At 43.4% G+C, this 13,133-nt stretch carries 14 protein-coding genes; 3 read left to right on the top strand and 11 right to left on the bottom strand.

Annotation, left to right across the window (positions count from 1 at the left end; genetic code table 11):
* Positions 1-44 precede the first annotated feature (44 nt).
* The 3 genes from SNR28_RS14640 (at position 45) to SNR28_RS14630 (ending at position 2,693) form a co-directional block, all read left to right on the top strand.
* Entirely contained in the window at positions 45-635 is a 591-nt protein-coding gene (locus SNR28_RS14640) for an outer membrane beta-barrel protein (RefSeq protein ID WP_375753387.1), read from the top strand.
* Between the two features lie 490 nt (positions 636-1,125).
* Complete coding sequence (locus tag SNR28_RS14635; protein ID WP_375753386.1) at positions 1,126-2,595, top strand: sodium-dependent transporter; 1,470 nt, start codon at positions 1,126-1,128, stop codon at positions 2,593-2,595.
* A gap of 2 nt (positions 2,596-2,597) precedes the next feature.
* Positions 2,598-2,693, top strand: coding sequence for a MetS family NSS transporter small subunit (locus tag SNR28_RS14630; protein ID WP_375753385.1), 96 nt, complete (start codon positions 2,598-2,600; stop codon positions 2,691-2,693).
* A 78-nt stretch (positions 2,694-2,771) separates the two neighbouring features.
* On the opposite strand, the gene SNR28_RS14625 is transcribed toward SNR28_RS14630, so the two are convergent.
* The 11 genes from SNR28_RS14625 to fabG all read right to left on the bottom strand — a co-directional run bounded on the left by SNR28_RS14625 (position 2,772) and on the right by fabG (position 13,132).
* Positions 2,772-3,497, bottom strand: coding sequence for a hypothetical protein (locus SNR28_RS14625; RefSeq protein ID WP_375753383.1), 726 nt, complete (start codon positions 3,495-3,497; stop codon positions 2,772-2,774).
* A gap of 106 nt (positions 3,498-3,603) precedes the next feature.
* Positions 3,604-4,044: a hypothetical protein gene (locus tag SNR28_RS14620; RefSeq protein ID WP_375753381.1), complete on the bottom strand. Its 441-nt coding sequence runs from the start codon at positions 4,042-4,044 to the stop codon at positions 3,604-3,606.
* Positions 4,045-4,203: 159 nt separating this feature from the next.
* Positions 4,204-5,637: a PTS glucose transporter subunit IIBC gene (ptsG, locus tag SNR28_RS14615; protein ID WP_375753380.1), complete on the bottom strand. Its 1,434-nt coding sequence runs from the start codon at positions 5,635-5,637 to the stop codon at positions 4,204-4,206.
* Positions 5,638-6,091: 454 nt separating this feature from the next.
* Entirely contained in the window at positions 6,092-6,859 is a 768-nt protein-coding gene (locus SNR28_RS14610) for a TatD family hydrolase (protein ID WP_375753379.1), read from the bottom strand.
* On the bottom strand, positions 6,850-7,815 hold the full coding sequence (holB, locus tag SNR28_RS14605; protein ID WP_375753377.1) for a DNA polymerase III subunit delta': 966 nt from the start codon (positions 7,813-7,815) through the stop codon (positions 6,850-6,852). Before holB ends, SNR28_RS14610 begins: the two co-directional genes overlap by 10 nt.
* Positions 7,816-7,824: 9 nt before the next feature.
* Positions 7,825-8,469 (bottom strand): dTMP kinase, encoded by a 645-nt coding sequence (gene tmk / locus SNR28_RS14600; protein WP_375753375.1) that lies wholly within the window; start codon positions 8,467-8,469, stop codon positions 7,825-7,827.
* Positions 8,466-9,485 (bottom strand): endolytic transglycosylase MltG, encoded by a 1,020-nt coding sequence (gene mltG / locus SNR28_RS14595; protein ID WP_375753373.1) that lies wholly within the window; start codon positions 9,483-9,485, stop codon positions 8,466-8,468. The genes tmk and mltG overlap by 4 nt, the downstream gene beginning before the upstream one ends.
* Positions 9,482-10,285: an aminodeoxychorismate lyase gene (gene pabC, locus SNR28_RS14590; protein ID WP_375753372.1), complete on the bottom strand. Its 804-nt coding sequence runs from the start codon at positions 10,283-10,285 to the stop codon at positions 9,482-9,484. The genes mltG and pabC overlap by 4 nt, the downstream gene beginning before the upstream one ends.
* Positions 10,286-10,662: 377 nt before the next feature.
* A complete protein-coding gene (gene fabF / locus SNR28_RS14585; RefSeq protein WP_375753371.1) occupies positions 10,663-11,907 on the bottom strand; it encodes a beta-ketoacyl-ACP synthase II in 1,245 nt (414 codons plus the stop codon).
* 91 nt (positions 11,908-11,998) lie between these two features.
* Positions 11,999-12,232 carry an acyl carrier protein gene (acpP, locus tag SNR28_RS14580; protein WP_004406112.1) on the bottom strand — a complete coding sequence of 78 codons (234 nt, stop codon included), beginning with the start codon at positions 12,230-12,232 and terminating at the stop codon, positions 11,999-12,001.
* A gap of 165 nt (positions 12,233-12,397) precedes the next feature.
* Positions 12,398-13,132 carry a 3-oxoacyl-ACP reductase FabG gene (gene fabG, locus SNR28_RS14575; RefSeq protein ID WP_375753369.1) on the bottom strand — a complete coding sequence of 245 codons (735 nt, stop codon included), beginning with the start codon at positions 13,130-13,132 and terminating at the stop codon, positions 12,398-12,400.
* Position 13,133 lies beyond the last annotated feature (1 nt).

Raw genomic sequence — 13,133 nt, 5'->3', positions numbered from 1 at the left:
GTCACAATTATAGTATGGGATATTGATAAAGGCCGGATTTATTAATGAATAAATTGTTATTAATCATACTACTAATTACTACCAGCACTATTGCTCAATCAGCAATGTTCTTATCTCCGAGCGCCGGTTACACCGCAGGCGGAAAAATCGAAAACGAAAACAGTGAGCATTTTAACATTGAGTCTTCTGCAAATTATAACTTGAGTTTAACAACTAATGTTGACCAAGGGCGGTTAGGGTTATTCTATTCTCAACAAGATACAAATGTAGAAAACCAGCCTTTAAAAATAATGACGCGACACTTCCACTTTCAGAGTGCTGTCTATTACACCACCACTACAGATAAACTGTTCCCTTATTTGGGAGTGAGCCTTGGGACCACTTATTTGGATGCAAGCTGGACGAAATCTGAATACGAATTTTCGACATCCGTATTTGGTGGCCTGGAATATAAATTCAGTGAAACCCTTGCGCTACAAGCTCAGCTTCGCTGGTTAGGTATCCTTACAGATAGCAAAACCTATTCCGTGTGCACTTCGCCTGATACGACAAACAGTAATAAATGCCTAATAAAATTTGAAAGTGACTGGTTAGGTCAGGTGCAATCCAATATGGGTCTGGTTATAAAATTCTAAGTTTTCACCATATGGCGACACCAATCCTGTAATAAAATTATGTTTTTTGAACATTTTTCAGTCATACACGCTGAAAAAGCAAATAGATATAATCTCTGCCAATAAAAAATCAATAAGATTAATCAACTAATTTAAACCTTAAATGCAATTTAAATCACTTTTTATTGACCAATTCAACACATTACTTACGTACAAATAATATTTTTTTAACAAATACTTTCTATTGCTTTGGTCTAAGTTAAATTGTAACCTTCATGGCACGCGCAGCTGAATCTTTCAGTTTCCGCAAACACACATTGCAAATATTAGAATAATACTCTGAGTTTTACTCCTCCATTCGGAATTAAAAACTACTTTGTACAGGTTATTTCCAAGAAGAACCCAAGTAACAGTGTCTTTGACGCTTGATTATGTTGGAAACTTACAGAATAGCGTTCCATGAGTAGAGTAAATGCTTCATGTCTCAGAGAATTGCCGTAAAGGAGTAGTTATGAAGCGAGAACAATGGGGATCCCGCGCAGGATTTATTCTTGCCGCAGTTGGATCTGCAATCGGCCTTGGAAACATCTGGCGTTTTCCATATATGGCGTACGAGAACGGTGGTGGCGCATTTTTGATTCCTTACCTTTTTGCCATGCTCACCGCAGGTATTCCATTTATGATCCTGGAATTTTCTATGGGTCAACGTAACCGTGGTTCAGCACCAATCACTTTGGGTCGTATTAATGCGAAATATGAGTGGCTTGGTTGGTTCCAAATCGGTGTCGCAGCAACTATCGCTGTGTACTATGTAGCTGTAATTGGCTGGGCAATTTCATACTTCGGTATGTCATTTACTCAGGAATGGGGTACAGACACCAACGCATTCTTCTTTAGTGAGTATCTGGGTTTAGGTGACAACTCACCAACCAACCTTGGTGGTATGCAGTGGAAGATCGCTGGTGCAATGCTAATCGCATGGGGTATCACTTACGCAGCTATCGCTGGCGGTGTTAAAGCAGGTATCGAGCGTGCCGCTAAGATAATGATGCCTGTACTATTTATCATGGTACTCGCGCTGATTATCCGCATGATCATGCTACCTGGTGCAATTGATGGTGTTAACTACCTTTTCCAGCCAGATTTCAGCAAGATCTTCGACTTTAACGTATGGGCAGCAGCTTACGGCCAAATCTTCTTTACCCTAAGTATCGGTTTCGCAATCATGCTGGCTTACTCAAGCTACCTGCCTGAGAAATCGGATATCAATAACAACGCATTTATGACGGTATTGATCAACTGTGGTTTCTCTATCATGGCTGGTATCATGATCTTCTCTGTGCTTGGTTACATGGCTGCAGAGCAAGGTAAACCGCTAACAGAAGTAGTAAGTGCTGGTGTTGGTCTTGCGTTTGTAACGCTACCTGCGGCAATTAACCTGCTTCCGGCTCCATACATTCTTGGTCCTCTATTCTTCCTTGCACTGGTTGTTGCTGGTCTAAGTTCTCAGATCTCTATCATCGAGGCAGTAACTTCAGCGATCATCGACAAACTAAACTGGTCTCGTAAGAAAGCGGCAACTATCGTGTGTGGTATTGGCTTTGCTATTTCTATGGCATTTGCTACAGATGGCGGCCTGCTGCTACTAGACCTAGTAGACCACTTCGTGAACAACGTAGGTATTCTGGGCAGTTGTTTGATTGAGATCGTGCTTATGGCTTGGTTTGTTAAGCTAGCTGATGTACGTGAATACGTGAACAAGTACTCTGATTTCTCTATCGGTGGCTGGTTTGAAGTTTGTCTACGCTTTATCACACCAATCATGCTTGCAATCATCGTTGGTCAGAAGCTCCTTCACCTACTTCAGGAAGGTTACGGTGGTTATGACATGAGACTAGGGTGGGCTCTAATGGGTATCCTACTTGGTATTGGTATCGTGGTTAATGTAATGAGCAAGCCACAACAGAAAGTGGAGGCATAATTATGACTTTCGGTGCAATCATCATGATGATTATTGGCCTGGGTGTAACCTGGGGCGGTGCTGCGGTTTGCATTAAGCGTGCAATGGACAAGCAGTAATCGTTATACCTTTAAGAAAAACGCTGGCGAATATGCCAGCGTTTTTGCTTTTTCCTCTGCCAAAAACTCTTTTGCTTACTATTTAGCAGCACGGATAATTTTGTTTCCCTTTTTGTTCAGGATATCCAATTCACCCTTTTCTTTCATTTGGTGCAACTCACTTTCTATTCTAGGAATCAGATCCACATGCCTCTTATGTAAATAGTGATAAACCTCAGAGATATATACCGGAGGCTCCAAGCGCACAAGGTCTGTTATCTCATGCTGGTTCATTATTCTTTCTGCGACGTTAATTCCCATGTATATAACATCCACATGTCCTGCTTCCAACTGTAAGAGTAAGTGTTCGTAATCTTTGACATCATGGGAATACAAGTTGTACTTCTTAACAGCCCTCTCAGCTACTTTCACGCCTCTCCGATAACCAAGCAAATAACCTTCCGGGATGCTCAACCAACCATTATCGACTGAAAACTCTCTGCCTTTTTTTACATAAAAATAGAGATAACCACGTCTGAGCGGTACGTTGACCATGACCAGATTAGGGTAGTTTTTACTTAAGCCTGGTGCACGAAATAACTCGCCATCAGTCTCACCTTTGTTCGAGTAATAAAGTCCACGAAGCCCCGGGTATCCAATGGTGTCTATTTCTATTCCTATCCGGCTGTATGCCTCGCGGATGATAAGTTTCGCAGATTCAGCCGGACCAGCCGTCTCAGGATAAGAAAATGTTAGCTTCTCACCGGCGTAAAGAAGTGTTGAAAACAGGTATAGAAGCAAGCTGAGAATGTATCGATAAAACATACAGCCATCTTATTGTTATATTAGCAACATATAATAAGCATAACTCAGCTTGAAGATACTTGTTTAAAATAGCAGCGATTTATCCTGCTTTTATTCAATAGTCCCGTTAAAAAGAATACCTAATACCGACAGCAGCACCTAAGCCCAGCTCCAGGTCATTCTTCTTATCATTATATTCGAGCTCAGGATGTATCTGCGCATAACCATTCCAATTGCTCGCAAAATCCCAATCCAACCCTAGTGGTAATCGAGCTCCATATTCCCTTTTGTCGTCCCCCCAACCAAGTCGGCCACCAGCACCAACATACCAGGTAAAAGGTACATCAGGGTCATCAAACGAGCCGCTTTTTAAAAGATAATCCGCTGTCAAGCCATCGTTACCAATCGCCAGGTTGATCTTGTCGTCGAACTGAAGCAAAACACTAAAGCCCGGATCAACACCAAAACCAAACTTCACATTCTGCAAAGACTCTGCATTCTCTTGGCTATAAGCTGCTCCAGAAACGCTTACCGCAAACAAACCAATAGATAAAATACGCTTATACATCGCGCCCTCATAGTACCTCTAGAATAATTGTTTCTAGTATTAAGTTTCGACAAAGAAATTCAACATACGAGGAAAAAACAAACAGAAAAATGACATAAGCCCCATACGATATGGGGCTTAGTTTATGAAGTCGTCATAATTAATTATGACTGGATAATATTAACCGTGCGTCTTGATCCACTCATCCATATCGGTCTTGAGGTTATCAGACTTAGTACCAAAAATAGCCTGTACACCGCCCGCAACAACAACGACACCCGCAGCACCAAGTTTTTTTAGACGCTCCTGATCCACAGCATCCGTATCTGCCACTGCGACACGCAATCGGGTAATACACGCATCAAGGCCAGTGATGTTTGCTTTACCACCAAATGCGGCGACAAGTTCTCCTGCCATTTCATTTTCACTGGCAACGGGGCCTGCGTCATCTGATTCATCTTCACGCCCAGGTGTTTTCAAATCCATCGCTTTGATAACGGTACGGAAGATGGTGTAGTAAATGGCGGCATAAACAAGCCCACAGACTATAAACATCATTATCTTCTGAGAGTTACCAGAGAGAACGATAAAGTCGATTAAACCATGTGAAAACGATGTACCGTGGACCATACCAAGCGTGTTAGTAAGCACGAATGCAGAACCGGCAAGAAGCGCATGAATCGCATAAAGCACTGGTGCAACAAACAAGAATGAAAATTCGATAGGTTCGGTAATACCAGTCAGGAATGAAGTCAAAGCAGCCGAAACCATAACACCCATAATTTTCGCTCGGTTTTCTGGTTTAGCTGAATGTGCAATCGCAATAGCAGCAGCAGGCAATCCCCACATCTTGAACATATATGCTCCCGCCAACTGACCAAAACCGTTACCCGCTTCACGAGATACCGCATCCGCTTCAAGATAGCAGTTTAGTATACCGGTTCGAGCTTCACCTGCCGCATTGACACAACTACCTGCCTCAAAGAAGAATGGTACGTTCCAGATATGATGAAGACCAAATGGAATCAATGCTCGTTCTACGATGCCATAGATACCAAATGCAACTTGTGGATTTTGGTTGGCAGCCCAATGCGAGAATGACTCTATACCAGAGCCGATTGGAGGCCATACAATAGACAGTACCAAACCTAATGCAATCGCCAGAAAACCGGTAATAATTGGGACTGCTCTTTTACCTGCAAAGAATCCGAGATAGTCAGGTAGCTGAATTCGGAAGAAACGATTAAAGGCCCATGCAGCAATACTACCAACAAGAATACCACCCAAAACACCAGTATCTATCTTGTCTACCCCCATGATACCTGCCATTACACCTAAGGTCGCAGCCATAATACCGTAACCTACGATAGCAGCCAGACCAGCGACACCATCATTGTTGGTAAATCCAAGGGCAACACCTACAGCAAAAAGCACCGGCATTTGACCAAAAACGGAACCACCAGCCTGAGCCATAATGTTGGAAACTATATCTGGTAACCAGCTGAAGTTAGCAGCACCTACTCCGAGTAAAATACCAGCAACCGGCAGAACCGAGACTGGAAGCATTAATGCCTTACCGACCTTCTGTAGTTCAGCAAATAGGTTTTTAAACATATTTCAATCTCCTGATAAAGTGATTAGCAGTTCTGAAATAATTTCGCTTCGGGGTGATAACCGCCCCCTAGTAGCCTTAATACTAGTACTCCAATCAAATCTAACCACTTTCACTCAGAACCGGAAAACGCCATAAACCTTAGCCAAAGACAGACAAAAGCAGCAATAATTGAAATTTATTTCCAAAATCAAACGGACCTCATTTTGGTTTTCTAACTAAAAGTTGTAGAGAATTAAGAATATCTCTCTTTTTATTAGTTAGTTACATTAAATCCTCATAGAAGCCATTTCGAATTAACGGAACAGCCTCTGGTTACTTTTTGTACTAATCTTTCAAAAAACAAATGCAAACCTTGCCCACAACATCTCAAAAAATTGTCAACATTTTTAGTTATCTACATTTTGAGACACAAAAAAAGAGAGCCGTAGCTCTCTTTCTTCTACTTAAAACTTCCTACTTTATAAATAGATCTCTGAAGTTTTTGCTGGTTGTTTCTGCAACCTCGGTCAAAGATACACCTTTGAGCTGAGCAATATAACTGGCCACTTCAACCACATAAGCAGGCTGGTTCTGTTTTCCTCGGTGGGGAACGGGAGCAAGGTAAGGAGAGTCCGTCTCGATCAATAAGCGATCCAGAGGTAATGCCTTAACCACTTCTTTCAACTCTGTTGCCTGTCGAAAAGTAACAATACCCGAAATAGAAATGTAAAAGCCGAGATCCATTGCACTTTCTGCAAACGCCATGTCTTCAGTAAAGCAATGAATCACACCACCACACTTTTCAGCGTGACCATTTCGCAGAATAGCGAGAGTATCTTCCCTCGCCTCACGGGTGTGAATAATGAGCGGCTTGTTAACATCAACAGCCAAAGAAACCTGCTGTTCAAAACGTAACCTTTGCAGATCTGCCGTTTCAGGCTTGTAATGAAAGTCCAGACCAGTCTCTCCAATAGCGACTACCTTTGGATTTTTAGCAAAATGATGGAGTTCGTCCAATGCAAAAGGGCTCTCAACATCAAGCGGATGAACACCGCATGATGCATAAACGTTCTCAAATGGAGAGATCATCTCTATCATTGCTGGAAATGCGTCCAAAGTGACACCAACAGACAATATCTCTGTCACCTTTGCATCGTTCGCTTTTTTTATTACATCTGAAATGTCTTGATGTAGTTCATCATAATCAAGTTTGTCGAGATGACAGTGAGAATCTACGAACATATTTCCTCGTTCAGTTCTAGTACCCAGTTTGTAAATAATAGCTCAGTATTCAGACCAGTATAGGTAGCCAGCTGCTCCCTGAGGCGGTTTAGCTTAATACTAAAATCATATGCACTCTGATAATCAATATGGTTAGCAAGTGTTGAGCTCGCGGTGCACAACCCAGTCTCCACCACTCCAAAGTGAACTTTCTGGATATCAGATAACATTAGAGCCAACCAGAATAAGCTCTTTCCGGGGGCATCTTTAACACATCTAAAAAGCTTTTGAGTATCGGGAATAGGCTTGACTATCTCTTCGGTGAAACACTTTTCCAACTCGAAATATTTGTCACTGTCGCCCTCTTTAAAAAATGACAGAGCTTCAAGAGGGGCGCCTCTGCTTAACCGTATTCCATTGTAAGATACTGGCTGATCACAGTTAGATTTTAGCCAGTCGTAAGTTACATCAATATCTGGCTCGGCAATATCCCAAATCTGACAGCGGCTAATAATCGTAGCCAGTAGCTTATTCCGATTGTTTGAAAGCAATAAGAACACACAGTTTTCCGGGGGGGCTTCCAGTGTCTTTAGCAGTGCATTAGAAGCAGACTCATTCATCGATTCAGCAGGCTGTATAACGATGACTCGCTTACCTCCAAGTTGTGAAGATTCCATAGCCCAGCGGTTGCACAACCGGATCTGGTCAACCGTGATATTTTTCCCTTTCGACTCGGGTCTAATCCAATGAATATCCGGGTGATGGTCTGATTCACTCAACGCGCACGAGTGGCAAAAACCACAGGGCTCTGTCTCTGATTCTGTACATACCAATGCTCTGGTATAAACTCGCACCAAATCAGAGATTCCCATACCCTGCGCTGAAGAGCAGAGCATGGCAGATGGCGCTCTATCTGAAGCTAAAAGTGTTTGCCATTTGTTCCACACTGGCAAAAGCCAGGGATAAATTTCTGTCATGTGTCTCTATTAGATTTCATTTGATTGAGTGCTTAGCCAGCCTTCAAGCGCTTTTACGATATCAGCAGTCACATTCTCAATAGACTGCCCAGCATTCACTGTGATGACAGAACTGTCGCTATTTGCTAACTCAAGATATCTCTCGCGGGTACGTTCAAAAAAGCTGATATCCATCTTTTCGATACGATCGAGCTCGCCTCGGCCCCTTGCTCTTTCTAAGCCTTGCTTAGGATCAATATCGAGATACAAAGTGAGATCGGGTTTAAATCCACCCAGAGTGACTGTCTTAAGCGTCTCCATCACATCACGGTCAAGCTGACGGCCACCGCCCTGATACGCCTGAGATGACATATCGTGTCTGTCACCAACGACCCATTGCTCTTTCTCAAGCGCTGGTTTGATTACATTCTCAACTAACTGAGCACGCGCCGCATAAAGGAGCAGTAGCTCGCTAATGTCTTTTAGCTCTTCACCTTCATGTTCTTCCTTGATTAGAGCACGCATCTTTTCAGCTAATACAGTCCCGCCCGGCTCACGAGTTTTCGCGATATCCTCAATACCATGTTTGTTCAAGGTCGCTTCTACAGCCGCGATAGCGGTACTTTTGCCCGCGCCCTCAAGCCCTTCTACTACTATAAATTTTGCGTTGCTCATAATTTGTTTTTTCTTAGTTGTTTCAGATAGGCTCTCACTGCCCGGTTATGCTCTGTTAATGTTTTCGAGAAAACATGTCCGCCTTTGCCACTGGCCACAAAATAGAGATACTTCGTTTCGTCCGGGTTAACTGCAGCTTCAATAGATGCTTCTCCTGCCATCGCAATCGGTGTTGGTGGCAAACCGTTAATGGTGTATGTGTTATAGGGTGTCGGTGTCTGAAGATCTTTTTTCCTGATATTACCTTTGTATTTGTCTCCCATACCATAAATAACTGTAGGGTCTGTCTGGAGTCGCATACGACGGTTCAGACGGTTCACAAACACAGAAGAAACCTGCTTTCTCTCAGACTCTACTGCTGTCTCTTTTTCGATGATAGAAGCAAGAATAAGAGCTTCGTATTCATTTTTTAAAGGCAGTTTTTCCTGACGCTGTTCCCACGCAGAATTTAACACTGACGCCAGCTTGTTATGAGCGCGTTTAAGGATATCAAGATCAGAAGTGCCAGCGGTGTAGTGATACGTTTCAGCGAGGAACAAGCCTTCCAGTTTCTCACGCTCTATACCCAGTTTTTTTGCTATCTCTTTCTCAGAAAGTTCATCGATAGTATGAACGAGTGAATCAGACTCTTTCAGTATCTCGCGCCACTCACTAAAGCGACTGCCTTCTACAAAGGTGATAGCAAACTGGTGCTCTTTGCCTTTACCCAGAAATAAAAGCGCACTGGTCAGTGTCATATCCGGCTGAAGCTGGAACGTACCCGCCTTAACTTTAACGACTTCTGGTTTCACTCTGCGAACAAAGCGGGAGAAATCACTTGGTACAATCCAGCCATTTGCTTCTAGCTGCTTCAATACTCCCTGAAAGCTGGTTCCACTCTTAATGGTAATGATTGATGGTTCTTCGAGCTCTAATGGTTGTTCAAGGTACTTGTTAACCTGCCCCATCCCATAAAAAACACCGCCCGCAGCGATGGCTGCCGCAACAATTACCAGAAATACTAACTTCTTAATCACGAACTCTGACTCTCCTGAAAACGTCGTGTTATTGGCCCTATTGGAAAGACCTTATCGCTAATTTTTATAACCGGAGCAACACCTAAAATGGAGTTTGTCATAAAGACTTCTTCAGCATCATTCAGATGCTCCAGTCCAAACGCTCCGACGACTGTTTCAATACCATTCGCCTGAGCTTCTTCAATAATCAACCTGCGTATGGTGCCAGCAACGCCACAGTTATCCATGCTAGGTGTATAGAGTGTTTTGTCTTTTACCCAAAACAGATTCGCCATTGTGGTTTCAACCACATTGCCATTGAGATCAAGAACCACCGCATCGGCAACACCAAGCTCATCAGCTTCTGCCTTAAGCAATACTTGTTCAAGCCGATTGTTGTGCTTGTGACCGGCCAGCATTGGAGTGTGGCCTAGCCTACGTTTGCAGACTCCCAGTTCAACACCACTTGTTTGCCAAGTCAGGTAATGCCCGGGAAACGAGAAAGCACTCACCGTCACTATAGGAGCCTCAGCACCTACTGAACTGTATCCTCTGCCACCCTCTCCCCTGGAAATATGGAGCTTAAGCCCTGCCTTGCCTTCAGACAAAACAATTTCACTCAACCAGCTTCCTACTTCCTTCCAGTCAGGCAAAGCTATTCTGAGCAGATTCAAACAAGCTTCCATTCGCTCAATATGCAAGCTCCAGTTCTGTATCTTACCATCCACCGTAAGCATGGTGGTAAAGCAACCGTCACCGTACTGAAAAGAACGATCTGTTATTGATACTGAGTCTTTCGGCTTTCCATTAACCAAAATCATCTTTTGTCTTTTCCTTTCCTAACGTCACGGGGCTAAGGACATCAGGTTGTTACTACGTAAAAACGCCGCAAGTACATCCATGTAGGCTCCAATTTTTCTTCCATGAAAAATAGGTTTTACTACGCAACAGCCTGACATCCTCTTAATTCAGTGCGACCTATTTAGTCGCTGTTTGTCGTGTGTGCTCGATGTAATGAGCATGCTATTCGCATCAACTTAATTCAAACTCAGTAGTGAGGTAAAAGCGGCTCGATGGAATCGAGTACATTCGGCAAATAGCTTCAACTGCCAAACAAAATAAAAACGGCTCAATGCTACGCATCAAGCCGCTTTAAAACAAGTTTATTAGAGTCGGAAACCGATTCCAATCTTAATCATCAAATCTTCTTGAAGATCAATGAACCGTTCGTACCACCAAAGCCAAATGAGTTACAAAGAGCATACTCCATGTTCTCAACTTTACGGGCAGTATTTGGAACCAGGTCCATATCACAACCTTCATCCGGGTTATCCAGGTTGATTGTCGGTGGAACAATCTGGTCAACCAGAGACATTGCCGTGATGATTGCTTCTACAGAGCCTGCAGCACCCAATAGGTGGCCTGTCATAGACTTAGTTGAAGAAACTAGTACTTGCTTAGAGCCTTCCTCACCAAGTGCGCGCTTAATGCCTTTCAGCTCAGCAACATCACCAGCAGGTGTAGAAGTACCGTGTGCATTCACATAACCAACTTGCTCGCCAGTAATACCAGCATCACGCATAGCAGCTTCCATTGCAAGAGCGCCGCCAGAGCCATCAGAGCTTGGAGCCGTCATGTGGTAAGCGTCACCACTCATGCCAAAGCCAACCAGCTCACAGTAAATTTTAGCGCCACGAGCTTTAGCATGTTCGTACTCTTCTAGTACCATCACACCAGCACCATCCCCAAGAACAAAACCATCACGGTCTTTATCCCAAGGACGAGATGCCTTCTGAGGTTCATCGTTACGAGTAGAAAGTGCCTTAGCTGCACCGAAACCAGCCATACCAAGTGGTGTAGATGCTTTCTCAGCACCACCCGCTACCATCGCCTCCGCATCACCGTATGCAATCATACGTGCCGCATGACCAATGTTGTGCAGGCCAGTAGTACAAGCCGTAGAAATTGCGATGTTCGGACCGCGTAAGCCTTTCATAATTGATAGGTTACCAGCAATCATATTAACAATGGTTGATGGAACAAAGAATGGGCTAACCTTACGAGGGCCTTTGGTTGTCAATGCAGTATGACCTTTTTCAATCAGGTCAAGACCACCGATACCAGAACCGATAGCAACACCTACACGGGCTGCGTTTTCTTCTGTTACCTCTAGGCCGGAGTCATTTAGTGCCTGAACACCAGCCGCGATGCCGTACTGGATGAATAGATCCATCTTACGAGCATCTTTTTTAGACATATACTCTTCGCAATTAAAGTCTTTAACCAGACCTGCGAAACGAGTAGTAAATTCAGATGTATCAAAGTGCTCGATATCTACGATACCACTTTGACCTTCTAGCAGGGCTTTCCATGAAGATTCAACTGTGTTGCCTACCGGCGACAACATACCCATGCCAGTGACAACGACGCGACGCTTGGACACGATATTATTCTCCGGGATTGATTTACAATGAGAGGAATACAAGATATTAAGAAAAACTCAGGCGGTCAAGGTGACCGCCTGGAAGAGAATATTACTGAGCGCTGTTTACGTAGTCGATTGCAGCTTGAACAGTAGTGATTTTCTCAGCTTCTTCATCAGGAATCTCAGTATCGAATTCCTCTTCTAGAGCCATTACTAGCTCAACAGTGTCTAGAGAATCAGCACCTAGATCGTCAACAAATGAAGCTTCGTTTTTAACTTCTGCTTCGTCTACACCTAGTTGTTCAACAATGATTTTCTTTACGCGTTCTTCGATGTTGCTCATTTTTTCTTTTCCTTTACAGATTCGCTCAATGCGATGTTTTCCGTAGTTTATTCAAACTTTTCAAAGTTGCAAGAGTGACCGTGCTGGTCAAACCACAATTTTTACGAATTTAACCGAAATTACATACATTTTTGACTTAAATCATGCGCAAATTTCGCACAAAACTTAAATCATGTACATTCCACCATTCACGTGAAGTGTTTCACCAGTGATATATGCCGCATCCGGAGATGCCAAAAATGCCACTGCTGATGCAATTTCACGAGGATCGCCTAAACGACCTGCAGGCACTTGAGATAGTGTAGCAGCACGTTGCTCATCGTTCAGCGCTTTTGTCATGTCAGTTTCAATAAAACCAGGTGCAACCGTGTTTACAGTTACCCCACGTGAAGCGACTTCACGTGCCATAGACTTAGTAAAACCAATTACACCCGCTTTCGCTGCAGCGTAGTTAGTTTGTCCAGCGTTGCCCATAGTACCAACAACTGAACCAACATTAATGATACGTCCATTACGTTTTTTCATCATTCCACGCAATACAGCCTTAGAAAGGCGGAAGATAGACGTAAGGTTAGTATCCATGATATCTGTCCATTCGTCATCTTTCATACGCATCAACAGGTTATCACGTGTGATACCAGCATTATTCACCAGAATATCGATACCACCAAATTCTGTGTTAATTGCCTTAAGTACCGATTCAATCGATTCTGGCTCAGTCACATTCAGCGCCATACCTTTGCCATTTTCGCCAAGATATTCACTGATTGCAGCAGCACCATTTTCGCTTGTAGCAGTACCAATTACTGTGGCACCACGTTCAACCAAAAGTTCCGCGATTGAGCGGCCAATTCCACGGCTTGCACCTGTAACAAGCGCAATCTTGCCTTCTAGAGTCATT

Source organism: Vibrio iocasae (genome assembly GCF_042245395.1).
GTDB lineage: Bacteria > Pseudomonadota > Gammaproteobacteria > Enterobacterales > Vibrionaceae > Vibrio > Vibrio iocasae.
The sequence above is the reverse complement of the archived record's forward strand: the minus strand, read 5'-3'. Positions and strand labels throughout refer to the sequence as shown.

Coding starts and splice junctions, on each gene's coding strand:
- SNR28_RS14610 (WP_375753379.1), bottom strand. CDS start 6,859: ATGTTCGTAGATTCTCACTGTCATCTCGACAAACTTGATTATGATGAA.
- SNR28_RS14630 (WP_375753385.1), top strand. CDS start 2,598: ATGACTTTCGGTGCAATCATCATGATGATTATTGGCCTGGGTGTAACC.
- pabC (WP_375753372.1), bottom strand. CDS start 10,285: ATGATTTTGGTTAATGGAAAGCCGAAAGACTCAGTATCAATAACAGAT.
- SNR28_RS14640 (WP_375753387.1), top strand. CDS start 45: ATGAATAAATTGTTATTAATCATACTACTAATTACTACCAGCACTATT.
- tmk (WP_375753375.1), bottom strand. CDS start 8,469: ATGAGCAACGCAAAATTTATAGTAGTAGAAGGGCTTGAGGGCGCGGGC.
- SNR28_RS14625 (WP_375753383.1), bottom strand. CDS start 3,497: ATGTTTTATCGATACATTCTCAGCTTGCTTCTATACCTGTTTTCAACA.
- ptsG (WP_375753380.1), bottom strand. CDS start 5,637: ATGTTTAAAAACCTATTTGCTGAACTACAGAAGGTCGGTAAGGCATTA.
- acpP (WP_004406112.1), bottom strand. CDS start 12,232: ATGAGCAACATCGAAGAACGCGTAAAGAAAATCATTGTTGAACAACTA.
- SNR28_RS14620 (WP_375753381.1), bottom strand. CDS start 4,044: ATGTATAAGCGTATTTTATCTATTGGTTTGTTTGCGGTAAGCGTTTCT.
- SNR28_RS14635 (WP_375753386.1), top strand. CDS start 1,126: ATGAAGCGAGAACAATGGGGATCCCGCGCAGGATTTATTCTTGCCGCA.
- holB (WP_375753377.1), bottom strand. CDS start 7,815: ATGACAGAAATTTATCCCTGGCTTTTGCCAGTGTGGAACAAATGGCAA.
- fabG (WP_375753369.1), bottom strand. CDS start 13,132: ATGACTCTAGAAGGCAAGATTGCGCTTGTTACAGGTGCAAGCCGTGGA.